Below are 20,977 nucleotides of genomic sequence, written 5' to 3'. Positions count from 1 at the left end.
CATGAACACTGAAGCAAAACGTGAAATCATCATCGCCGCTGCCGTTCTTTTAAACGAGCGGCGGCAGATGCTGGTGGTGCGCAAGCGCGGCACCACGCAATTCATGCAACCGGGCGGCAAGATCGACCCGGGCGAAACACCACAGCAGGCGCTTCACCGCGAACTTGCCGAGGAAATCGGCCTGACGTTGCCAGACCATGCCGTTCGTTACGAAGGTGTCTTCCGGGAGGAAGCCGCCAATGAGCCGGGGGCCGACGTCGTTGCCCATGCTTTTATAGCCAGACTTCATACCGAGGTTCTGCCGCAGGCGGAAATCGAGGAAGTGCGCTGGCTCGATCTCGACGCCAAGCCCGATCTGCCGATCGCCAGACTCACCGAAACCCGCATGCTGCCATTGGCGCGCGCGGCCCTGACGGAAAGCGAAACCAAGCCACGATGAAGCCGGCCTCCCCCTATTCCGTCGTTTCCGCCAAAAATCTCGGCCTCACCTTCGAAACGGGGGATGGCCCGGTACATGCGCTGTCCAATGTCGATCTCGAAGTCGGCAAGGGCGAGTTCGTCTCCTTCATCGGCCCGTCGGGTTGCGGCAAGACCACCTTTCTGAGGGTCATTGCCGATCTCGAAAAACACACATCGGGAGAGATCACCGTCAACGGCACGACGCCGGAAAACGCCCGGCGAGACCGATCCTACGGTTATGTCTTTCAGGCGGCAGCACTTTATCCCTGGCGCAGCATCGAAAAGAACATCGCTTTGCCGCTCGAAATCATGGGTTACACCAAAGCCCAGCAGCGCGAACGCATTGAGCGTACGATGGACCTCGTCAACCTCAACGGTTTCGGCAAGAAATACCCCTGGCAACTCTCTGGCGGCATGCAGCAACGTGCCTCCATCGCCCGCGCGCTCGCCTTCGATGCCGACCTGCTGCTGATGGACGAACCCTTCGGCGCGCTCGACGAAATCGTCCGCGATCATCTCAACGAACAGCTGCTGAAACTCTGGGATACGACCGGCAAGACCATCTGCTTCGTCACCCATTCCATTCCGGAAGCAGTGTATCTCTCGACGAAAATCGTCGTCATGTCGCCGCGGCCGGGGAGAGTGACCGATGTGATCGAATCCACTTTACCCAGGGAGAGGCCGCTTGAGATCAGGGAAACGCCGGAGTTTCTGGCGATTGCGCATCGTGTGCGTGAGGGGTTGAAGGCGGGGCATAGTTATGAGGGGTGATGCTGGAAACGAGGCCGTTGCGGCAAGTGCTACCCCCCTCTGTCCTGCCGGACATCTCCCCCACAAGGAGGGAGATCGGCAAGGAGCGCTACCAATGCTCTTTCCACAGGCGTTGAGATGGCCGAAACATCGCCGCGAGTCGATCTCCCTCCTTGTGGGGGAGATGCCCGGCAGGGCAGAGGGGGGTAAGCCTCACCCACAGGTCACCGCTAATCATCACCCTCGATGCACGCAGCGGAGCGAAAAACAATGACCCTCCTCCGCCACCGCCTCCTCCCCATCCTCACCGTCCTCCTCGCCATCCTCATCCTCTGGCACATCGCCGTCATCTATCTCAACATGCCCTTCGCCCGCGATCAGGCCACCCGCGCAGGCCAGACATTGAGCTTCTCACAACTCCTGCCGCAAACCTTCGCACAGGAACGCCCGGTCCTCCCCGCCCCCCACCAGATTGCCGCCGAACTGTGGGACACCACCGTCAACAAGGCGATCACCTCCAAGCGCAGCCTCGTCTATCATGCCGGCGTCACGCTTTCGGCCACGCTGCTCGGTTTCGCCATCGGTGCGGTCCTCGGCATCCTGCTTGCCGTCGCCATCGTGCATAACCGCGCCATGGATCGCTCCGTCATGCCGTGGATCATAGCCAGCCAGACGATCCCCATCCTCGCCATTGCACCGATGATCATCGTGGTGCTGAATTCCATCGGCATTTCCGGGCTGCTGCCCAAGGCGCTGATCTCCACCTACCTGTCCTTCTTCCCCATCGTCGTCGGCATGGTGAAGGGGCTGAGAAGTCCCGAAACCATCCAGCTTGACCTGATGCACACCTATAATGCCTCGCCGGGCCAGATTTTCTGGAAGTTGCGCTGGCCTGCCGCCCTGCCCTATCTCTTCGTCTCGCTGAAAATCGCCATCGCGATTGCTTTGGTCGGCGCCATCGTCGGTGAATTGCCGACAGGGGCCGTCGCCGGTCTCGGGGCGCGGCTGCTCTCCGGCTCCTATTATGGCCAGACGGTGCAGATATGGGCGGCGCTGTTCATGGCAGCCGGTGTCGCCGCCCTATTGGTCTCCATTATCGGCATCGCCCACGCCGCCGTGCTGAAAAGAATGGGAGCAAGACCATGACGAACCCCGGCTGGTTTATCGGCGCGATCCTGTTCTGGCTTGCCGCCTGGGCCGTGAACGAATGGCTGGTGCGCCGCAGGTTCTCCGCGCCCGCCGCAAAGCGCATCAGCGACATCGCCGTGCCGCTGCTTTTCGGACTTGCCCTTTTGGCGCTCTGGGAAGGCATCGTGCGCGGCTTTGCCGTGCCGCCCATCCTGCTGCCGGCCCCCAGCGCCATCCTAGCCCGTCTTCTCGGCTCTCTGCCGATCCTCTGGGCGGATTTCCGCCAGACATTCCTTAAATCCGTGCTGACGGGCTATGTGCTCGGCTGCGGCCTCGGCTTCATCGTCGCCATCCTCATCGACAGATCGCCCTTCCTCCAGCGCGGGCTGCTGCCCATCGGCAATTTCGTCTCCGCTCTGCCGGTGGTCGGCGTCGCCCCCATCATGGTCATGTGGTTCGGCTTCGACTGGCAGTCGAAAGTGGCCGTCGTCGTCATCATGACGTTTTTCCCGATGCTGGTGAACACGGTGCAGGGCCTTGCCGCCGCAAGCCACATGGAGCGCGACCTGATGCGCACCTATGCCGCCGGCTGGTGGCCGACGCTGATGAAACTGCGTCTGCCCGCCGCCTGGCCCTTCATTTTCAATGCACTGAAGATCAACTCCACGCTGGCCTTGATCGGCGCCATTGTCGCGGAGTTCTTCGGCACACCCATCGTCGGCATGGGTTTCCGCATTTCGGCGGAAATGGGCCGCAGCAATGTCGATATGGTCTGGGCCGAAATCGCTGTCGCAGCGCTCGCAGGCTCCGGCTTTTATGGTCTGGTGGCGCTCGCAGAGCGGGCCGTCACCTTCTGGCATCCGTCCGTCCGTGGGGGACGAACGTAAATAACGAAAAAGGGAACAGCGATGAAAATGAAACTAGCATCCATGCTTCTGGCCGGCGCGTCACTGATGACGGCGGTGAATGCGCAGGCCGCCGACAAGGTGACCCTGCAGCTGAAATGGGTGACCCAGGCGCAATTTGCCGGTTATTACGTCGCCAAGGACAAGGGCTTCTATGAAGCCGAAGGCCTTGATGTCGACATCAAGCCGGGCGGCCCGGATATTGCGCCGGCACAGGTTCTGGCCGGTGGCGGTGCTGACGTGATCGTAGACTGGCTGCCATCCGCACTCGCCACCCGTGAAAAGGGCGTGCCGCTGGTCAACATCGCCCAGCCGTTCAAATCCTCTGGCATGATGCTCACCTGCCTCAAGGAAACCGGCATCACCAAGCCTGACGACTTTAAGGGCAAGACGCTCGGCGTCTGGTTCTTCGGCAATGAATATCCGTTTCTGTCATGGATGGCGCACCTGAAAATCCCGACCACCGGCGGGGCTGATGGCGTCACCGTTCTCAAGCAGGGCTTCAACGTCGATCCGCTGTTGCAAAAGCAGGCCGCCTGCATTTCCACCATGACCTACAATGAATACGGGCAAGTCCTCGACGCCGGCATCAAGCCGGAAGACCTCGTCACCTTCAAATATGAAGATGAAGGCGTGGCGACGCTGGAAGACGGGCTCTACGTTCTCGAAGACAAGCTGAAGGACGCCAAATTCAAGGAGGACATGGTCAAATTCGTCCGTGCCTCGATGAAGGGCTGGAAATGGGCGGAAGAAAACCCTGACGATGCCGCCGGTATCGTTCTCGAAAACGACGCCTCCGGCGCCCAGACCGAAAAGCACCAGAAGCGGATGATGGGCGAAGTGGCAAAACTGACTGCCGGTTCGAAAGGCGCGCTCGACAAGGCGGATTATGATCGCACCGTCAAAACCCTGCTCGGCGGCGGGTCCGATCCTGTCATCACCAAGGAACCCTCCGGCGCTTACACCACCGAAATCACCGATGCGGCGCTGAAATAGTCAAATCGAACCCGAAAGCAGGGAACGCGCGGCCCTGTCCGCGCGTTTCTTTTTTCACTGGTAACCTATTTGACCAATTACAATATCCAGACCTATACAAAAATGTATATCAACCATCGTGGCTATGCGGATTGATTTGCACGACAACAACAATTAGAGTCCGCCCCACAAGACTGCCAAATTTGATCTTGTAGAAAAAGCACAAGGGCAATGTGCTTAAGGTTCGCGTTGAGGGGCGTTTGAATCGGGAGGATCGAAAAGGAAGTATTGTGATCCCTTGTTTCACATTCGCTATCGCATGACCTATTAAAACACGCCTTACGGCTGCAGGACATGCGATCGGATATTGCGCGAGCCAAGACACATGCAGCATAAATTTATCTTCAACCGCTTTGTTTTACTCCTTCTTTCCGCAACGGCACTGCCTTTTTCGGCTGCCGCCGAAGGCGAAGCGCAGGCACCGGCCAAACAGCAGAATCTGCCCTCCATCATCGTGGCGCACGCCGCAAAACGCGATCTCGTCGACCGCATCATCGCAACAGGCACGATCCGCCCCGTGGACGAGATTTACGTCCAGCCGCTGGTTGACGGCCTATCGATCGATACGCTGAATGCCGATATCGGCGACCGGGTGGAAGCCAATGCGGTTCTGGCCGTGCTCTCCTCCGACAGCCTTGTGCTGCAGAAGAGCCAGCTTGAGGCCAACAAGGCCAAGGCCGAAGCCTCCGTCACCCAGTCGAAGGCGCAGGTGCTGGAAGCGCAGGCCAATCTCAACGACGCTATCCGCCAGCGAGACCGGGCCGCCAAGCTCGGCCAGAGCGGCTCCGGTTCCGTCTCCGAGACGGAAAAGACCGAGGCTGCCGCCCAAGTGGCGCAGGCCCGGCTCGAGGCCGCCAAACAGGCCGTTTCCGCTGGCGAAGCAGATATCAAGGTCGTTGACGCGCAGATCGACGACATCGATCTGAAGCTGACGCGCACGGGCGTGAAAACCCCCGTGGCCGGCATCGTCTCTGCCAAGAACGCCAAGGTCGGGGCCATTGCCAGCGGTTCCGGCAACCCGCTTTTCACCGTCATCAAGGATGGTGCGATCGAACTCGTCGCCGATCTTTCCGAAACCGATATTCAGAAGGTCAAGGCCGGCCAGAAAGCCTATTTGACGGTTGCCGGCGGAACCCAGAAAATAGAGGGCAAGGTGCGCCTCGTTTCGCCGACCGTCGATCCGACGACGCGCCTCGGCTCCGTGCATGTGGTGCTGCCGGAAAACAGCCCGGCACGATCCGGCATGTATGCCAGCGCCGAGATCATCGTCGAAGAGACGAACGCGCTTGCCCTGCCGCTATCGGCCGTCACCTCCGGACGCGAAGGCTCGACCACCCGCAAGGTGGAAGGCGACGTCGTCAAGCAGGTGAAGATCGAGACCGGCATAGAAGACAGCGGTTTTATCGAAATTGTCAGCGGCCTTACCGCTGGAGACAAGGTTGTCGAGAAAGCTGGAGCATTCGTGCGTGATGGTGACCGGATCCGACCGGTCGAGGCCCAGACGGCTGCGTCCAACTGACTGAGGGAATGAAATGAACTTCTCCGCATGGTCAATCCGTAACCCGATTGCGCCGCTTCTCGGCTTCGCGCTTTTGATGATCCTCGGCATGCAGGCCTTCAAGACCCTGCCGATCACCCGTTTTCCGAATATCGACGTTCCCGTCGTTGCCGTCACCGTGACCCAGAGCGGCGCTTCGCCCTCCGAGCTGGAAATGCAGGTGACGAAGGAAATCGAAGACGCCGTCGCCGCCATCAGCGGCGTCGATGAAATCCAGTCCACCGTGGTCGACGGCCAGTCGACGACAACGGTCGTCTTCCGCATCGAAAAGCCGACGGAAGAAGCGGTTCAGGACACGAAGGACGCCATCGACAAGATCCGCAGCGATCTGCCCTCCGATATCGAAGTGCCTGTCGTCAGCAAGATCGACGTCGAAGGCCAGGCGATCCAGACCTTTGCCGTTTCTTCGCCGAACATGACACTCGAAGAACTGTCCTGGTTCGTCGACGACACGATCAAACGCTCGCTGCAGGGCCAGTCCGGCATCGGCAAGGTCGACCGTTACGGTGGTGCGGACCGCGAAGTGCGTGTTTCGCTCAGCCCCGAAAAGCTCGATGCCTACGGTATCACCGCGAGCGAGGTGAACAGCCAGCTGCGCGGCACCAACATCGATCTCGGTTCCGGCCGCGGCCAGATCGGCGGCAATGAGCAGACGATCCGCACGCTCGGCGATACGCGCGACGTGACGCAGCTTGCCAACACCACCATTGCGCTCTCCAACGGCCGCTTCGTCAAGCTTTCCGAACTGGGTACGGTGGCCGACACCTATCAGGAGCAGAAATCCTTCTCACGGTTCAACGGCAACCCCGCCGTCACCTTCTCAGTGTTCCGCTCCAAGGGCGCAAGCGAGGTCTCGGTCGCCGAAACCGTAGCGGAAAGCCTCGAAAAGGTCCGCAAGGATCATCCGGAAGTCTCGATCCAAATGGTCGACGACGCCGTCTATTTCACCTATGGCAACTACAAGGCGGCGCTGGATACGCTGATCGAGGGCGCCATCCTCGCCATCATCGTCGTCCTGCTGTTCCTCAGGAACTGGCGCGCCACGCTGATTGCCGCCGTGGCGCTACCGCTTTCCGCGATCCCGACCTTCTGGATCATGGACCTGATGGGCTTTTCGCTCAACCTCGTCAGCTTCCTGGCCTTGACGCTCGCCACGGGTATTCTCGTGGACGACGCCATCGTGGAAATCGAGAACATCGCCCGCCATATCAAGATGGGCAAGACGCCGTATCGGGCAGCACTGGAGGCCGCCGACGAAATCGGTCTCGCCGTCATCGCCACCAGCTTCACCATCATCGCCGTCTTCGTGCCGGTGTCGTTCATGCCCGGCATTCCCGGTCAGTACTTCATCCAGTTCGGTCTGACGGTTGCCTTCTCGGTGTTCTTCTCGCTGGCGGTGGCCCGCCTCATCACGCCACTGATGGCGGCCTATCTGATGCGCGCCGAAGACGCGATGGACGACCATCATGACAATGACGGCCGGTTGATGAAGGCCTATACGCGCATGGTTTCCGCCACCACCCGCAAATGGTGGGCACGTTACCTGACGCTCATCGGCGCCATCGGCTTCCTCGTTGCCTCCGTCATTCTTCTCGCCGGCGTTCCGGGCAGCTTCCTGCCGCCGGACGACGCCTCGCGCGTGACGCTTTCAGTGGAACTGCCGCCCAATGCGACGCTGGATGAAACCGACCGGACAACGACCGAGATCTTCCATGCCATCCGTGACATCAACGGCGTGGAAAGCGTCTTCATTCTCGGCGGCGCGTCGCCCAAGGGCGATCTGGAACTTCGCCGCGCCACCGTCAACGTCATCCTCCAGCATATCGACCACTCGCTTCTGAAGGTGCTGGTCAACAAGGGGCTGGGCTCCATTCCGCTCATCGGCCAATATCTTCCGAAGGTGGAAGAAAAGGGCCGCATCCGACCGCAATGGGATGTGGAACGGGATATCTTCGCCAAGGTCCGCACCATTCCGGATGTGCGCATCATCAAGCTGAACGACCGTGCGGAACGCGAGCTGAGCTTCAACTTCCTGTCGTCGAACGAGAAGGACCTGAACGACGCCGTCGGCATTCTCGAAAGCCGCCTGCGCGCCTCGCCCATCCTCGCCAATGTCAGCTCGGAAGGCGCATTGCCACGTCCGGAATTGCAGATCCGCCCGCGCAAGGATGAAATCGCCCGCCTCGGCATCACGCCGCAGCAGATTTCGCAGACGGTTCGCGTCGCCACCATCGGTGATATCGATGCGCTGCTGACGAAGATCTCGCTCGATGACCGGCAGATTCCGATCCGCGTACAGGCGTCCATCGATACCCGCCGCGATCTCGCCACCATCCGCGCCCTGAAGATCAAGACCGCATCCGGGTCGCTGGTGCCGCTCTACAGCGTTGCCGATATCGACTATTCGGAAGGTCCAAGCTCGATCAAGCGCAACGACCGCAACCGCGTCGTCTCCATCGGCTCCGACGTGCCGTTCGGCACGGCGCTCGATACATCGACGGCCGAGTTCAAGCGGATCGTGGCGGAAACCAAATTGCCGGCAAGCGTCCGCCTGGCGGAAAGCGGCGACGCCAAGGTGCAGGGTGAAATGCAGCAGGGCTTCGTTAACGCCATGCTGCTCGGCCTGCTGCTGGTGCTGGTGGTGCTCATCCTGCTGTTTAAGGATGTCATCCAGCCCTTCACCATCCTGTTCTCGCTGCCGCTCGCCATCGGCGGCGTGGCCGTCGCGCTCATCATCACCCAGAACGCGCTGTCCATGCCGGTTCTCATCGGTATCCTGATGCTGATGGGCATCGTGACGAAGAACGCCATCCTTCTGGTAGACTTCGCCATCGAAATGCGCCGTCATGGCATGGAACGGGTGCAAGCCATGATCGAGGCCGGCCGCAAGCGCGCCCGCCCGATCATCATGACCTCCATCGCCATGTCGGCGGGCATGCTGCCTTCGGCACTCGGCGTCGGCGAAGGCGGCTCGTTCCGCGCGCCTATGGCAATCGCGGTCATCGGCGGCATCATCGTCTCGACCGTGCTGTCGCTGATCGTGGTTCCGGCCTTCTTCCTGATCATGGACGACCTGTCGCGCCTGCTCGCCCACCTCTTCGGCCGTTTCGTCGGCAAGAAGGAAGAGGAGGAAGAGGCCCTCTCCAATGAGAAACTCTCGGAGATCGCCCGCGAAAACAGCCTGGCGCTCTCCTCGCTGGAGGCCCGGGTCGCCGGCATGGAAAAGGGCTCGGGAGACAAATCCAGCGACAGGGGCAGCAATATATTGCGGCTGCCGCCGCTTGCTGCGGAGTGAAGCTTGCAAAATGAAGATTGAAACGCCGGGCCTTGTGCCCGGCGTTCTTATTTTGCGCAATGCGTCGCCGCTTGCTTCTTCTCCCCGCCGGGGAGAAGGTGGCCCGAAGGGTCGGATGAGGGGGCAACGGCAGAGATTTACGGGGAGCTTGCCCCCTCATCCCGCTGCCGCGACCTTCTCCCCCTCGGGGAGAAGAAATATGCCGTACTCGCCCGCTCCATATTTAACCTTCTGTCTGGAGCACGAGTGGCCCGGCCATATTGCCAAAGCCCGTTTGATCGAAATCAATTCGCTTTTCAGGTGAACTGCTAATCTCCCTCGCATCGGGAATTGCCGGTCGAAGGATAATGCGATGAGTTCTTTGCAGATAGGCGTGAGAGAGACGGAACATCCCCGGTTTCGTATCGCTGCGGACAGCCCGGCAAAAGGTTTGAGCGGGAGCCGGATGGACGTGAACAAGACCGTGAAGCTGAGCAACAGGGACAGGAACATTCTGCTGCGCGCGCCCTTGATCGGGATAGCGGATGACGCAGTGGCGTTGAAGCTGATGGAGGCGGCGACCATCATCAATGTCAACGCCCGCCATGTGCTCTTCAAGGAAGGCGAAGCGGCGCAGCATTTTTATTGCGTTCTGTCGGGTTATGTCCGCCTTTACCGGCTGGACAGGCATGGGCGCGAGGCGGATGTGCGCGTCAGCGGCCCGGGCGATACGTTCAACGAATGCCTGATTTTCGGCAGCGACAGCTATCGTTACAGCGCACAGGCGGCGGAAAGCTGCACGGTGGCGCGTTTCGAGCTCGCGAGAATCCGCACGTTGATCGATCAGGAACCGGCAATCGCCAAGGCCGTCATGCGCTGCCTTTCCAACAGCCTGCTCAGCACCATGGATTGCATCGCCAACGACCGGCTGCAGACAGCACCACAACGCGTCGCCCATTATCTCATCAATCAGGGCCCGCGCGACGCGACATCCTTTTCGATGCGGCTGCCATTCCAGAAAAGCCTGCTTGCCGGCAAGCTCGGCCTTGCGCCGGAAGCTCTGTCGCGCGCCTTCTCGGCCTTGAAAAAATCAGGCGTCACCGTGCGTGGCCGCATCGTGCAGGTCAATGACGTCGCGGCATTGAAGCAGATCTGAAGATAGCGGGAGAGGAAGAAGGGCGGGATGCCAGCCGGCAGCCCGCCTTTCGCCGTTCCGGAAAGGGCAGATCAGCCCGGCTGCGGCACAAAGCAGAAGCCATCGCCCTGCCGTTCAATATGGAAAAACCCGCCGAGATGGCCACCGGACACCAGCCAGCCGTGATCGGCCGCCTCCGCCAGCGCCGCAAGACGGGTGGCATAGGCAAGTTCGGAATCGATATCGTAAACGAAAGCGATTGCAGGATCGTCCGCCTGCAATCCACTCACATGCAGCACATCACCCCACAATAACAGCCGGTTATCACCGCTGCCGATGAGATAGCCGGCATGCCCCGGCGTATGGCCGGGCATGGCGATCGCCTCGATATCCTCGGCAATCATGCCCATGGGGATCGGCCGCAGCATGGCACCACAGATATCGAGCAGTCGGGAGGCGAGATCGAAACCGCCCTGCCGGGCAGGCGGCAGGCTCTTGCGGGCATCCGCACTGGTGAAAAAGCCGAGATCGGCCTCCGGCAACCATATTTCCGCATTGGAAAAATAGGGCTTTTCGCCATCAATGAGGCCAAGCGCATGATCGCCGTGAATATGGGTGAGGATGACACGCCTCACATCGGCCGGCTGAATACCGGCGGCGATCATCGCCGCGCGGGCATGGCCATAGGCGGCACCCCAGGCCGTGCCGCAACCGGCATCGACCAGCCAGATGCCATCTGGCCCGGAGAGCGCGAAACAATTGACGTCCACATCCACCGTCTCGCCTTCAAGCCCGTCGAGAACCGCGGCCAGCGCCGTCTCGCCCTGCCGATGGATGAGATGGCCGACGGGCGCCTTGTAAACGCCATCGACAAAACGGGAGACAGCATAGGGGCCGAAATGAAGAGACGTATTCATGGCTCAGAGACCACCCTGTTCTTTCAGGAAACCGACGATATGCTCCACCCCATCGCCCCGCTTCATATCGGTGAAAACGAAGGGCATGGCATTGCGCATGCGGGTCGCATCATTGTCCATGACAGTCAGATCGGCCCCGACATAGGGGGCCAGATCCTTCTTGTTGATGACCAGCAGGTCGGAGCGGGTGATGCCCGGCCCGCCCTTGCGCGGAATCTCCTCGCCCTGGCAGACGGAGATCACATAGATGGTGATATCGGCAAGATCGGGCGAAAAGGTCGCGGCGAGATTGTCGCCGCCGGATTCGATGAAGACGACATCAAGATCGGGAAAGCGGGCATTGAGCCCGGCAATCGCCTGCAGATTGATCGTCGCATCCTCGCGGATGGCGGTATGCGGACATCCGCCCGTCTCGACGCCGACGATACGTTCCGACGGCAGCGCCTGCATGCGCACCAGCGCCTCAGCGTCTTCCTTGGTGTAGATATCATTGGTAACGACGGCGACGGAATAATCAGCGCTCATCGCCTTGCAGAGCTTTTCCGTCAGCGCCGTCTTGCCCGAACCAACCGGCCCGCCAATGCCAACGCGCAGCGGGCCATTGCCCGATTTCATGCCCGATTTCACGACTGTGTTTCCTTCACTATGCTTCGGTCCTGTCTCACCATATCTCCTCCGCTTATCGCTTCAAGATAAGCAAGAACCGTGCCGCCTGTTTCTTCTCCCCGAGGGGGAGAAGGTGGCCCGAAGGGTCGGATGAGGGGGCAACCCCAGCGATAGATCGAGAGCTTACCCCCTCACCCCGCTGCCGCGACCTTCTCCCCCCTCGGGGAGAAGAAACAAGCGGCATACACTCGCTCCATCGATGCCGTAGCTTTCAAGAACGGAAAAGCCGCGTGCCCTGCATCTCGTGGCGCATCGCCGCCGTATCGGCAAGGATCGTGGCGCTGCCAAGGTCATCGAGCGTGGATTGCGCAGCCCGCGCCGCCATCTCCGCAATCACCGCCTCGCTTGCGGCCAGAATAGCGACGCCATCCTTCTGGCCTGCCACGCCGAGGCGGATGCCGGCCGAAACCAGTTGCGAGACCCCGGCATGTGCGAAAGCGGCAAGCGTTTCCTGAAGCGGCACCGCATGCGCAGCGGCCACGGCCCCGACGGCGACAGGATATGGACACTCCTTCGGCAATAGTTCCAGAACCGCATGCGGCCATGCGCCGGCAGCGGCAACGAAGGCATCACCCAGGAGCACCGTTTCGCGATATCGCTCCGCCGAGCCGGCCAGCGCCCGCGCCAGGGTGGCCGTTTCATTCAGGGCGGCGGCATCGGTGCCCCTGCGCCAGCCTTCCGCCAGAAACACCGCATCGTTCCACAGGCTGCCGTGGCGCAAAAGCGTCTCCACCCAGCCGCCCAGTTCAGCGGCATCACAGACACGCCGGTCCTCGACCGCCTTTTCCAGCCCGCCGGAATAGGAAAAACCACCGACCGGAAAGGCTGGCGACAGCCAGGCCATCAGCCGCAGCAGCGCGGCAACGCCGCGATCCTCGCTCACGGATCAGCCGTGATCGTGATGGTGGCCATGGTCATGCCCATGGGAATGACCGCCATGGGCGTGATAGGCGCCACGAGCCGGCTGGAAAGGCTCTTCCACCTCACGCACCGTGGCACCGAGACCTTCGAGCATGGCGCGGATGACGTGGTCGCGCAGGATGAGGATACGCTCCTCCTCGATCTGCGCGGCAAGATGCCGGTTGCCCAGATGCCAGGCAAGCTCGATCAGGTGAAGCCGATCCTTCGGCGTGATTTCAAACAGCTTCTCAGCTGCGGCCCGAACCTCGATAAGATCACCGTTTTCCACCACGAGAAGATCGCCATGGGCAAACAGCACGGCTTCCTTCAGATCGAGCATCACCATCTCATCATTTTGCAGATGCAGCAGCTTGCGGCGCAGATGCCGCTGGTCATGCGCCAGCGTGACATAACCGGAAGGCTCGTCGCCAGGGGTTCCGGCGGGATGGTAAGAGGTAACGCGCAGCATGGGATGATCCGTTCGAAAACTGTCTTGGGGTTTCGATTTTTGACGGATAGGCGGAGGGATTTCAAGAAGCGATTTCGGGGCACGCGTGCCTCGGAAAAAGGAAAAGCCCGGCATCGCTGCCGGGCCTTCACAAAATAACAAACCAATCAGGCCGCAGCGCGGCTTTTCAGGTTTTCCAGAATGTTCTGCGGCGAGGAAACGCCGTAAGGGTCGGATTCGCAATTGTCCTGATAGCCCTCTTCCTCGAACCACTGCTCGACAAGACCGTCATTGATGACGGCGGCGTAACGCCAGGAGCGCATGCCGAAACCGAGATTGTCCTTGGCGACCAGCATGCCCATCTTGCGGGTAAACTCGCCCGAACCATCCGGAATGACCTTGACGTTTTCGAGGTTCTGGCCCTTTGCCCAGGCATTCATGACGAAGGCATCGTTGACCGACAGGCAATAGATTTCATCGACGCCGAGCGCTCGGAATTCACCCGCCAGCTTTTCAAAATCGGGCAGCTGGAAGGTCGAGCAGGTCGGCGTGAAGGCGCCGGGCAGCGAAAACAGGACGACCTTCTTGCCCTTGAAATAATCGTCGGAGGTCATGTCCTGCCAGCGGAACGGATTGGGGCCGCCAACGGCCTCGTCACGAACGCGCGTGCGGAAAGTTACGGCGGGCACTTTTTTGCCGAGCATGTCTTTTCTCCTGATCTGTCTCAATCTGATGTTTTACGCGGATCGCTTGGGATCAATCCGCGCGGAATTCTTTTGCCGCTTCCATACCGCAAGATGCGCTGCGGTGCAGCATAAAAATCGGATTTAAGTCATCGAATGTACGAAATGCGGCATCGGCGAGGGATCAATTGTGGAGATCGACCGACCAGCGCAACAGCGACGGCAAGGGCGTCCACCAGCCGGTTCGAATACCGGCCTCGCGCAACATGGCGGCCGACCACGTGTTGCAACCGGCCAGCGCATTAAACCAGCCATTCGCCTCGAAAAACGCGTCCGTCAGACCATAGGCGGCACCGGGGACGAGCTGAACCTTGCCACCGTTTCTGAGGAAACTTGCCCTGATACCCGCGAGAAGGCGCTGATAACCGGCTTCAGAAATACGAAGCCGTTTCACTCCGGCCAGATCGGCGGGAAAATCCCCCGTCACATCGACATGCATCACCGATTGATCCAGCGTAAACGAGCGCAGCACCGGCATCGGTTTCAGATCTGCCCATGTAGGTGTCTGTATGTAAAACGACCGGCCACCCCAGCCGAACACCAGAGTGGCAGCTGCGGGATGGTTGACGGCAATACCGCCTTCCTGCAACTCGGAAAACACCCGCCGCAGATCGTCATCCACCGGCAGGGCAATGTCCGTATGGATCGGGTTGGACAATAGCAGGATTTCGCGATCCCTCACGCCGCTTGCATCATCGGCGAAAAAGGGGCGCGGCACCACAGTGCCGAACACAAGAAGCAGCACGATCAGCAGCATACCACCGCCGATCCATCTGAGGACAGTTCTCAACGCCCCGCCCCGTTAAAACAGGAAATAACGCTGCGCCATCGGCAACACGGTGGCGGGTTCGCAGGTCAGCAATTCGCCATCCGCCCGCACTTCATAGGTCTCGGGATCAACCTCGATATGCGGGGTGAGTGAATTGTGGATCATCGACGCCTTGGAAATGCCGCCGCGCACGTTCTTCACCGCCAAAAGCTTCTTGGCGACGCCGAGGCGCTGGGCAAGGCCAGCATCCAGCGACGCCTGTGATACGAAAGTAACCGAGGAATTGGTGCGCAGCTTGCCGTAAGCCGCAAACATCGGCCGGTAGTGCATCGGCTGCGGGGTGGGAATGGAGGCATTGGGATCGCCCATGGGTGCAGCGGCAATCGAACCGCCGAGCAGCACCATCTCCGGCTTCACGCCGAAAAAGGCCGGGTTCCACAAGACAAGATCGGCGCGCTTGCCGACTTCGATGGAGCCGATCTCATGGCTGACACCCTGGGCGATGGCCGGGTTGATGGTATATTTGGCGATGTAGCGGCGCACACGGAAATTGTCGTTTTCGCCGGTCTCTTCTTTCAGGCGGCCGCGCTGACGCTTCATCTTGTCGGCGGTCTGCCAGGTGCGGATCGCCACTTCGCCGACACGGCCCATGGCCTGGCTGTCCGACGAGATGATCGAAAACGCGCCGATATCATGGAGAATATCCTCCGCCGCAATGGTTTCCTTGCGGATGCGGCTTTCGGCAAAGGCGATGTCTTCCGGAATGGACGGCGACAAATGGTGGCACACCATCAGCATGTCAAGATGTTCGGCCAGCGTGTTGACGGTATAAGGCCGCGTCGGGTTGGTGGAGGACGGAATGACGTTGGGATTGCCGCAGACCTTGATGATATCAGGCGCATGCCCGCCGCCCGCACCTTCGGTGTGGAAGGCATGGATGGTGCGGCCCCTGATGGCGGCGACCGTGTCTTCCACGAAGCCGCTCTCGTTCAGCGTATCGGTGTGGATCATCACCTGCACGTCGTATTCGTCGGCCACCGTCAGGCAATTGTCGATGGCGGCGGGCGTCGTGCCCCAGTCCTCATGCAGCTTCAGCGACGATGCGCCGGCAAGGATCATCTCTTCCAGCGGTGCGGGCAGCGAGGCATTGCCCTTGCCGGCCAGCGCCAGATTCATCGGAAAAGCATCGAAGCTTTCGATCATCCGCTCGATATGCCATGCGCCGGTGCAGGTGGTGGCGAGCGTGCCATGCGCGGGGCCGGAGCCGCCACCCAGCATGCAGGTGATGCCGCTCATCAGCGCTTCCTCGATCTGCTGCGGGCAGATGTAATGGATATGCGCATCCATACCGCCGGCGGTCAGGATCCTGCCTTCGCCGGCGATCGCTTCCGTAGAGGGACCGACGATGATCGTCACGCCCGGCTGCGTATCCGGGTTGCCGGCCTTGCCGATGGCGTGGATGCGACCGTTCTTCAGGCCCACATCCGCCTTGTAGATGCCGCTATGGTCGACGATCACCACATTGGTGATGACCGTATCGACAGCACCCTCAGCCCGTGTTGCCTGGCTCTGGCCCATGCCGTCGCGAATGACCTTGCCGCCGCCAAATTTCACTTCCTCGCCATAGGTCGTGTGGTCCTTCTCGATCTCGATGAAGAGTTCGGTATCGGCAAGACGTACCTTGTCACCAACGGTCGGGCCGAACATGCCGGCATAGGCGGCGCGGGAAATCTTGTAAGGCATGGGCTCAGGCTCCTTGGGATGCGGAGAAAATCGATGTGCGAGAAATTCGTTTGAGCCGGCCCTTGCCCGCAAGGGCTTCGACCAGCTGTTGTTCGGCGGCAAATGGGTGACCGCTCCAGCCCTGATGGCCGAAACCGGCAATCGCCACCTCATCACCATCGCCGCTCACACTCTCAAGAACATGGGCGATGGCGAAAAGGCCGGTGCTGGGGCAGACATAGGGCGCGGGCGTATAGGCTTCGAGCGCCACATCCAGCCTTTCGTGCAGGCCGCCCGGAATAACGATGTGGCTCTTGCCGGTTTCTCGTGCGATGGCGGCAAAGCCAGCGGTATAATCGGCGCAGAAGTCGGTCAGTTCCGGCCAGCGCCGGCGAATATCCGGCTCCATTTCGGCAAACTTTGCGGCATCGCGCACCGACCAGATGGCAGCAGCATGCCGCACCCCGTCGCTCTCGCGCCAGTCGGCGCCTTCAGTCATCTCGCGACCCGGCCGCCCGGTGTTACAGACGGCCACCACATCGGTGCGTGTGCCGCCAGGCCCCAGAGACCGGCAATCATTAAAGCGGATGACGATGTCGGAACGGTCGATGAAATCAGCCGCACCCGGCGGCAGTTCCCCGTTTCCGACAATCGTGATGCGCCGCCCCATGCCGTTCAGAAACCCTCGGCAAGCTGGCGCAGTTCTTCGGCGCGCTTGCCGCTCAGATCGGCAAGGCAGGAAGAGATCAGCATCGGTTCCATCGAGCCGCCGCGCGCCTGAAAGCCGGAGAGCGCGCAATTGGCATCCCGAAACGCCACCCAGGCGCGCTGCGCAGTCACCAGAGCGTCAGTCGCACCCTTGCCGCTTGCATCCGCCGTCTTGTCACGCTCGGTGAGCAGCTTGCGCAGCTTCTGATATTCGGCGTTCAGCTGCTTGTCGGCCTTTTCATAGTCCTTGCCGGCGCAGATGGTCATGTCCGCCTGCGTTTCCGGTGCCTTGCAATCCGGTTCGTTCTGCGCGGCAGCCGGCATCGAAAAGCCGGCGGTGACGGTAAGCAGCACAGCCGCCAAGAAAAGATTTTTCCGTCTCTCAATCATCATTCAGGCCGCCGCGCCGTCAAAAGCCTGCGGCTTCAGCGCCCGAGGATCAACGCCATCAAGACAATTGGCGTTCACCGCCACCATCGGCGTTCCATCCGGCCCATCGGCATAAGCAAAGCTTTCAATGCCGCAGGTGGAGCAGAAAAGATGATGGATTTTATGTTTGTTGAAGAGATATTCGCTCAGCTTGTCCTCGCCGGAAAGCAACGTGAATTTCTCACGCGGCGCAAAGGCCAGCGTGGAACCCAGACGCTTGCAGCGCGAACAATTGCAGACAATGGTATGATCGAGATCGGCATCGACCTCGAAGCTGACGTCGCCGCACTGGCAGCTTCCATGATAATGCGCACTGGCCATCTTATAACCTCCCCATGACCTGTTGACGAAAACCGTAAACCTCACGCTTGCCGGAAAGCGGCACCAGCGTTACTTCACGCTTCTGGCCGGGTTCGAAACGCACCGCCGTGCCTGCCGGAATATCGAGACGCATGCCGCGCGCCTTGTCGCGCTCGAAAATAAGCCCGGCATTGGTCTCGAAAAAATGGTAGTGACTGCCCACTTGCACCGGCCGGTCGCCCGAATTGGCCACTTCGATCGTCACCGTCGGCTGGCCGGCATTGAGTTCGATGGTGCCCTCTGCGGTAATGATTTCGCCTGGCTTCATGGTGCTCTCCCTTGTCTGTCTCAGGCGGCGGTCGCGGCCGCGCAGCCTTCGGCCTTCAGCACGCGCTTCGTTGACGCCGGATTGTTGACGAGCTTTGCCGTCGGGCGGACCGGCCTGCGAACCAGCTCACCGCCGCAATTCGGGCAGGCGCCTTGAAGCACATCCGTCACACAATCAACGCAGAAGGTGCATTCGAACGAGCAGATCATCGCATCCCGGCTGTCGGGTGCAAGATCACGGTCGCAGCATTCGCAATTGGGCCTCAGTTCCAGCGCCATGCCTTCCCCCTCACCGGATCGGTTCGTGAACGGTCACCAGCTTGGTGCCGTCAGGAAACGTCGCTTCCACCTGCACATCATGGATCATTTCGGCAATGCCTTCCATCACCTGATCGCGTGAAATCACATGCGCACCGGCTTCCATCAGGTCGGCAACGGCGCGGCCGTCACGGGCGCCCTCGACGACGAAATCGCTAATCAGCGCAATCGCTTCGGGATAGTTGAGCTTCACGCCGCGCTCCAGCCGGCGGCGCGCCACCATGGCGGCCATGGAAATCAGCAGCTTATCTTTTTCTCTTGGGCTAAGGTTCATCGTCGTCCCGCAGCTTGCGCACCTGCACCGCAAACCACTGAGGGTTTCGGGGAACAGGTCCGACTTGTTTGACAGACCCCGGAGGTCGCCTGTCGCGGGCGATCCGGAGGTTACAGATTCCAGACTTTCGGCACTGGCGCGCCGTTTCGCAAGAGCGAAATGATCGGAAAAAGCAATTTTCTGAGGGAGAAACCGTCTGCCGCAGAGACACGCACGACAAGCTTGCCCTGCCATTCGCTGGCACCGCCGCTTTCACCGGCAATAGCCCGGATTTTAGGCAGAAGCGCCTCGGAGAGAGGCCCGATATAAAGCAGCGTCGCAAAGGCCACCTGCCCGGCCAGAACCGCCGTCTTCGCGGTCAGCTCCGCCACCTCGCCCGCAAGCAGCAGCTCTTCGGCATGCACCAGCCTGCCGCCATGACGAATGCGCCAGCGGTCGCGGAACAGGCCATGCGTCATCGCCTCGCCCATGGCTTGACGCCCGAGCAGCACGGCTTCGACGGCGATGAATTCGGAGGAGGCGTCGAGATCGGCTTCCAGCCTGCGGGTCAGCGACGCCCGGTCGAACAGAATGGTTTCCTGCGGCAGCCAGTGCAATCTGGCGCCCGGCCCGGCCGAAACGCGGGCGGTAACGGTGGCTGTGCCTGATGATGCCTTATAGACCTTCTCGCAGGCCTGCGTTGTTACCACCAGCGAGGTGCCTGCAGCGGCCGTGGCCTGCCATTCTATTTCGTCTCCGCCGGTCAGCCCGCCGGAGGAGTTGATGAGAATGGCTTCCATCTCATTCGAAAACGTATCCGGCAGGCGGATTTTGGCGCAGCCTTCCTGAAACAGCTGGTCCAGCCGGCTGCGCCCTTCGACGGCCTTGGTTACAATGCGTCCTCTGCCACGGGCGCGCTGCTGCCGGACAGGTTCAGCGTCTTCACAACCGGAAGGGCCGATGGCTTGCTGTTGCTGCTGCACGCGGTCTCCGATGTACTTGCGGAAGCGGACGAGGCCTTGGCGCCACAATCCTTCTTGACGACGGCGTCCACCACCAGCTGCCCTTCCGTATTGCGGAAGAAATCCCACATTCTTTCGGCCGCATCAACCGTGCGCATCACTTCGCCTGTGGGCATCTTGCGCTCCACGGCCGGTTCGGCCTTCGGCGTCTGCTCGCCACCGGGCTTGCGGGTAACCACGGCGCTCGCGGCCAGCACTTCCGCCTTCATGGTGGCGCGCGGCCAGGCATGGTCCCAGTTTTCGATGACATAGGACTGAATGCGCGCACCGCCCTTGCAGACGTCATAGGAATTAACGGTAAAGCTCTCGCCCGGCTTGCTTTTCGCGCCGCCCTTGCAGCCATCCATTTCGGCCCAGCGCTTCAGCGCCGTCTCGCCGCCATATTGCCAATAGGACTTGCCGCCGCCCTGATAGGGATTGGCAGGGTCCTTCAGGCCCGCAAAAGCGATGATCGACATCGGCCGCGCCGGCTGGCAGCTTGCCGCATCCGGTCCCCATTTGCCTTCGGTCTCCAGCGGATAACCGGCGCGCAGCGATGCGACAAAGCCGGCAGCGTTAAAATCCTTGGCTCCGGTGCAGATGAATTGCGACAGCATGCGCCCGCCACCGGAATAACCGGAACCGTAAAAGCGCTCTTCATCCACACAGAATTTACCCTTGACCATGTCAATCGCATTGCGAATGAAACCGACCTCATCCAGCCCGCCGGGACGCGTGGTAACGCCCGGCACGTTCCAGGCATGGGTGCCGGGCAATTCGCCGTTCAGACTGCCGGCCAGCGCCACCACCATCAGACCATCACGTTCGGCGAGCTTGTCCCAGCCGCTGCGGTTCAGCTGACCGTGCGGATTGCTGTTGGAGCCATGGAAATCGAAGACCACCGGCAGCGGCTTTTTTCCGTCATAGGCGGAGGGAACGAAATAGACGCCGTCGCGTTTCTGACCGTTAGAGAGAATGGAAAAATCATGCCGACCTGGCTCCATGCCGGGTCCGGGAAGTTGACCGCAGGTCGATGCCGACGCTGCGACACTGGCGCTCGCACATATCACAAAGCCCAGAATCAGGGTGCGGGCGGAGCGGAACAGCCGGGCGGCCCGGCCAAGGGCAAAGTCTTGATGCATTGACACGCCTTTATTGGCACTATGTCTCCGACGATACGTCGGAGGTGCATGGAATGTAAGGGATCAACTGTCGCGGCGTGCGAATAGACT

23 protein-coding genes are annotated in these 20,977 nt (G+C 60.7%); 8 read left to right on the top strand and 15 right to left on the bottom strand.

Annotation, left to right across the window (positions count from 1 at the left end; genetic code table 11):
- Position 1 precedes the first annotated feature (1 nt).
- The 8 genes from JZX89_RS08015 (at position 2) to JZX89_RS07980 (ending at position 10,265) form a co-directional block, all read left to right on the top strand.
- Positions 2–439, top strand: a complete 438-nt coding sequence (locus JZX89_RS08015) for an NUDIX hydrolase (protein WP_153516524.1) — start codon at positions 2–4, stop codon at positions 437–439.
- The gene (locus JZX89_RS08010; RefSeq protein ID WP_207133745.1) at positions 436–1,230 is read left to right on the top strand and encodes an ABC transporter ATP-binding protein; all 795 of its coding nucleotides are present in this window, start codon (positions 436–438) and stop codon (positions 1,228–1,230) included. The genes JZX89_RS08015 and JZX89_RS08010 overlap by 4 nt, the downstream gene beginning before the upstream one ends.
- A 249-nt stretch (positions 1,231–1,479) precedes the next feature.
- Complete coding sequence (locus JZX89_RS08005) at positions 1,480–2,355, top strand: ABC transporter permease (protein ID WP_153516522.1); 876 nt, start codon at positions 1,480–1,482, stop codon at positions 2,353–2,355.
- A complete protein-coding gene (locus JZX89_RS08000) occupies positions 2,352–3,224 on the top strand; it encodes an ABC transporter permease (RefSeq protein WP_207133744.1) in 873 nt (290 codons plus the stop codon). Before JZX89_RS08005 ends, JZX89_RS08000 begins: the two co-directional genes overlap by 4 nt.
- A 21-nt stretch (positions 3,225–3,245) precedes the next feature.
- Positions 3,246–4,238 carry an ABC transporter substrate-binding protein gene (locus JZX89_RS07995; RefSeq protein WP_149899918.1) on the top strand — a complete coding sequence of 331 codons (993 nt, stop codon included), beginning with the start codon at positions 3,246–3,248 and terminating at the stop codon, positions 4,236–4,238.
- 364 nt (positions 4,239–4,602) lie between these two features.
- Positions 4,603–5,796 carry an efflux RND transporter periplasmic adaptor subunit gene (locus JZX89_RS07990; protein WP_207133743.1) on the top strand — a complete coding sequence of 398 codons (1,194 nt, stop codon included), beginning with the start codon at positions 4,603–4,605 and terminating at the stop codon, positions 5,794–5,796.
- 13 nt (positions 5,797–5,809) lie between these two features.
- Positions 5,810–9,130 (top strand): efflux RND transporter permease subunit, encoded by a 3,321-nt coding sequence (locus JZX89_RS07985; RefSeq protein ID WP_153516518.1) that lies wholly within the window; start codon positions 5,810–5,812, stop codon positions 9,128–9,130.
- A 445-nt stretch (positions 9,131–9,575) separates the two neighbouring features.
- Positions 9,576–10,265, top strand: coding sequence for a Crp/Fnr family transcriptional regulator (locus JZX89_RS07980; protein ID WP_207133851.1), 690 nt, complete (start codon positions 9,576–9,578; stop codon positions 10,263–10,265).
- A 71-nt stretch (positions 10,266–10,336) separates the two neighbouring features.
- Here JZX89_RS07980 and aidB read toward each other — a convergent pair whose 3' ends face one another.
- The 15 genes from aidB to JZX89_RS07905 all read right to left on the bottom strand — a co-directional run bounded on the left by aidB (position 10,337) and on the right by JZX89_RS07905 (position 20,887).
- Positions 10,337–11,161, bottom strand: coding sequence for an AidB family quorum-quenching N-acyl homoserine lactonase (aidB, locus tag JZX89_RS07975; RefSeq protein ID WP_207133742.1), 825 nt, complete (start codon positions 11,159–11,161; stop codon positions 10,337–10,339).
- Positions 11,162–11,164: 3 nt separating this feature from the next.
- Positions 11,165–11,776, bottom strand: coding sequence for an urease accessory protein UreG (ureG, locus tag JZX89_RS07970; RefSeq protein ID WP_046797824.1), 612 nt, complete (start codon positions 11,774–11,776; stop codon positions 11,165–11,167).
- Positions 11,777–12,038: 262 nt separating this feature from the next.
- Positions 12,039–12,710 (bottom strand): urease accessory protein UreF, encoded by a 672-nt coding sequence (locus JZX89_RS07965; protein WP_207133741.1) that lies wholly within the window; start codon positions 12,708–12,710, stop codon positions 12,039–12,041.
- 3 nt (positions 12,711–12,713) lie between these two features.
- A complete protein-coding gene (ureE, locus tag JZX89_RS07960; protein ID WP_207133740.1) occupies positions 12,714–13,196 on the bottom strand; it encodes an urease accessory protein UreE in 483 nt (160 codons plus the stop codon).
- A gap of 146 nt (positions 13,197–13,342) precedes the next feature.
- Positions 13,343–13,879 (bottom strand): peroxiredoxin, encoded by a 537-nt coding sequence (locus tag JZX89_RS07955; RefSeq protein ID WP_153516515.1) that lies wholly within the window; start codon positions 13,877–13,879, stop codon positions 13,343–13,345.
- 163 nt (positions 13,880–14,042) lie between these two features.
- The gene (locus JZX89_RS07950) at positions 14,043–14,675 is read right to left on the bottom strand and encodes a TIGR02117 family protein (RefSeq protein ID WP_207133850.1); all 633 of its coding nucleotides are present in this window, start codon (positions 14,673–14,675) and stop codon (positions 14,043–14,045) included.
- Positions 14,676–14,720: 45 nt separating this feature from the next.
- Complete coding sequence (ureC, locus tag JZX89_RS07945) at positions 14,721–16,430, bottom strand: urease subunit alpha (protein WP_207133739.1); 1,710 nt, start codon at positions 16,428–16,430, stop codon at positions 14,721–14,723.
- A gap of 4 nt (positions 16,431–16,434) precedes the next feature.
- Positions 16,435–17,079 (bottom strand): Urease operon accessory protein, encoded by a 645-nt coding sequence (locus JZX89_RS07940; RefSeq protein ID WP_207133738.1) that lies wholly within the window; start codon positions 17,077–17,079, stop codon positions 16,435–16,437.
- A 5-nt stretch (positions 17,080–17,084) separates the two neighbouring features.
- On the bottom strand, positions 17,085–17,507 hold the full coding sequence (locus JZX89_RS07935) for a lysozyme inhibitor LprI family protein (RefSeq protein ID WP_207133849.1): 423 nt from the start codon (positions 17,505–17,507) through the stop codon (positions 17,085–17,087).
- Positions 17,508–17,510: 3 nt separating this feature from the next.
- Positions 17,511–17,867, bottom strand: a complete 357-nt coding sequence (locus JZX89_RS07930) for a GFA family protein (RefSeq protein ID WP_149899908.1) — start codon at positions 17,865–17,867, stop codon at positions 17,511–17,513.
- Between the two features lies 1 nt (position 17,868).
- Positions 17,869–18,174, bottom strand: a complete 306-nt coding sequence (locus JZX89_RS07925) for an urease subunit beta (RefSeq protein WP_153516512.1) — start codon at positions 18,172–18,174, stop codon at positions 17,869–17,871.
- A gap of 20 nt (positions 18,175–18,194) precedes the next feature.
- Positions 18,195–18,452: a DUF1272 domain-containing protein gene (locus JZX89_RS07920; RefSeq protein ID WP_153516511.1), complete on the bottom strand. Its 258-nt coding sequence runs from the start codon at positions 18,450–18,452 to the stop codon at positions 18,195–18,197.
- A 10-nt stretch (positions 18,453–18,462) separates the two neighbouring features.
- A complete protein-coding gene (locus JZX89_RS07915; RefSeq protein WP_006315002.1) occupies positions 18,463–18,765 on the bottom strand; it encodes an urease subunit gamma in 303 nt (100 codons plus the stop codon).
- A 110-nt stretch (positions 18,766–18,875) separates the two neighbouring features.
- Positions 18,876–19,727 carry an urease accessory protein UreD gene (locus JZX89_RS07910; RefSeq protein ID WP_207133737.1) on the bottom strand — a complete coding sequence of 284 codons (852 nt, stop codon included), beginning with the start codon at positions 19,725–19,727 and terminating at the stop codon, positions 18,876–18,878.
- Positions 19,634–20,887, bottom strand: a complete 1,254-nt coding sequence (locus JZX89_RS07905; protein WP_207133736.1) for a CE1 family esterase — start codon at positions 20,885–20,887, stop codon at positions 19,634–19,636. Before JZX89_RS07905 ends, JZX89_RS07910 begins: the two co-directional genes overlap by 94 nt.
- Positions 20,888–20,977 lie beyond the last annotated feature (90 nt).

Origin of the sequence: Agrobacterium burrii (assembly GCF_017313405.1) — a bacterium.
GTDB lineage: Bacteria > Pseudomonadota > Alphaproteobacteria > Rhizobiales > Rhizobiaceae > Agrobacterium > Agrobacterium burrii.
The sequence above is the reverse complement of the archived record's forward strand: the minus strand, read 5'-3'. Positions and strand labels throughout refer to the sequence as shown.

What these genes read in the sequence shown, in the direction of transcription:
- JZX89_RS08015 (WP_153516524.1), top strand. Translation starts at nt 2, where the DNA reads ATGAACACTGAAGCAAAACGTGAAATCATCATCGCCGCTGCCGTTCTT.
- JZX89_RS08010 (WP_207133745.1), top strand. Translation starts at nt 436, where the DNA reads ATGAAGCCGGCCTCCCCCTATTCCGTCGTTTCCGCCAAAAATCTCGGC.
- JZX89_RS08005 (WP_153516522.1), top strand. Translation starts at nt 1,480, where the DNA reads ATGACCCTCCTCCGCCACCGCCTCCTCCCCATCCTCACCGTCCTCCTC.
- JZX89_RS08000 (WP_207133744.1), top strand. Translation starts at nt 2,352, where the DNA reads ATGACGAACCCCGGCTGGTTTATCGGCGCGATCCTGTTCTGGCTTGCC.
- JZX89_RS07995 (WP_149899918.1), top strand. Translation starts at nt 3,246, where the DNA reads ATGAAAATGAAACTAGCATCCATGCTTCTGGCCGGCGCGTCACTGATG.
- JZX89_RS07990 (WP_207133743.1), top strand. Translation starts at nt 4,603, where the DNA reads ATGCAGCATAAATTTATCTTCAACCGCTTTGTTTTACTCCTTCTTTCC.
- JZX89_RS07985 (WP_153516518.1), top strand. Translation starts at nt 5,810, where the DNA reads ATGAACTTCTCCGCATGGTCAATCCGTAACCCGATTGCGCCGCTTCTC.
- JZX89_RS07980 (WP_207133851.1), top strand. Translation starts at nt 9,576, where the DNA reads ATGGACGTGAACAAGACCGTGAAGCTGAGCAACAGGGACAGGAACATT.
- aidB (WP_207133742.1), bottom strand. Translation starts at nt 11,161, where the DNA reads ATGAATACGTCTCTTCATTTCGGCCCCTATGCTGTCTCCCGTTTTGTC.
- ureG (WP_046797824.1), bottom strand. Translation starts at nt 11,776, where the DNA reads ATGAAATCGGGCAATGGCCCGCTGCGCGTTGGCATTGGCGGGCCGGTT.
- ureE (WP_207133740.1), bottom strand. Translation starts at nt 13,196, where the DNA reads ATGCTGCGCGTTACCTCTTACCATCCCGCCGGAACCCCTGGCGACGAG.
- JZX89_RS07955 (WP_153516515.1), bottom strand. Translation starts at nt 13,879, where the DNA reads ATGCTCGGCAAAAAAGTGCCCGCCGTAACTTTCCGCACGCGCGTTCGT.
- JZX89_RS07950 (WP_207133850.1), bottom strand. Translation starts at nt 14,675, where the DNA reads ATGCTGCTGATCGTGCTGCTTCTTGTGTTCGGCACTGTGGTGCCGCGC.
- ureC (WP_207133739.1), bottom strand. Translation starts at nt 16,430, where the DNA reads ATGCCTTACAAGATTTCCCGCGCCGCCTATGCCGGCATGTTCGGCCCG.
- JZX89_RS07940 (WP_207133738.1), bottom strand. Translation starts at nt 17,079, where the DNA reads ATGGGGCGGCGCATCACGATTGTCGGAAACGGGGAACTGCCGCCGGGT.
- JZX89_RS07935 (WP_207133849.1), bottom strand. Translation starts at nt 17,507, where the DNA reads ATGATTGAGAGACGGAAAAATCTTTTCTTGGCGGCTGTGCTGCTTACC.
- JZX89_RS07930 (WP_149899908.1), bottom strand. Translation starts at nt 17,867, where the DNA reads ATGGCCAGTGCGCATTATCATGGAAGCTGCCAGTGCGGCGACGTCAGC.
- JZX89_RS07925 (WP_153516512.1), bottom strand. Translation starts at nt 18,174, where the DNA reads ATGAAGCCAGGCGAAATCATTACCGCAGAGGGCACCATCGAACTCAAT.
- JZX89_RS07920 (WP_153516511.1), bottom strand. Translation starts at nt 18,452, where the DNA reads ATGGCGCTGGAACTGAGGCCCAATTGCGAATGCTGCGACCGTGATCTT.
- JZX89_RS07915 (WP_006315002.1), bottom strand. Translation starts at nt 18,765, where the DNA reads ATGAACCTTAGCCCAAGAGAAAAAGATAAGCTGCTGATTTCCATGGCC.
- JZX89_RS07905 (WP_207133736.1), bottom strand. Translation starts at nt 20,887, where the DNA reads ATGCATCAAGACTTTGCCCTTGGCCGGGCCGCCCGGCTGTTCCGCTCC.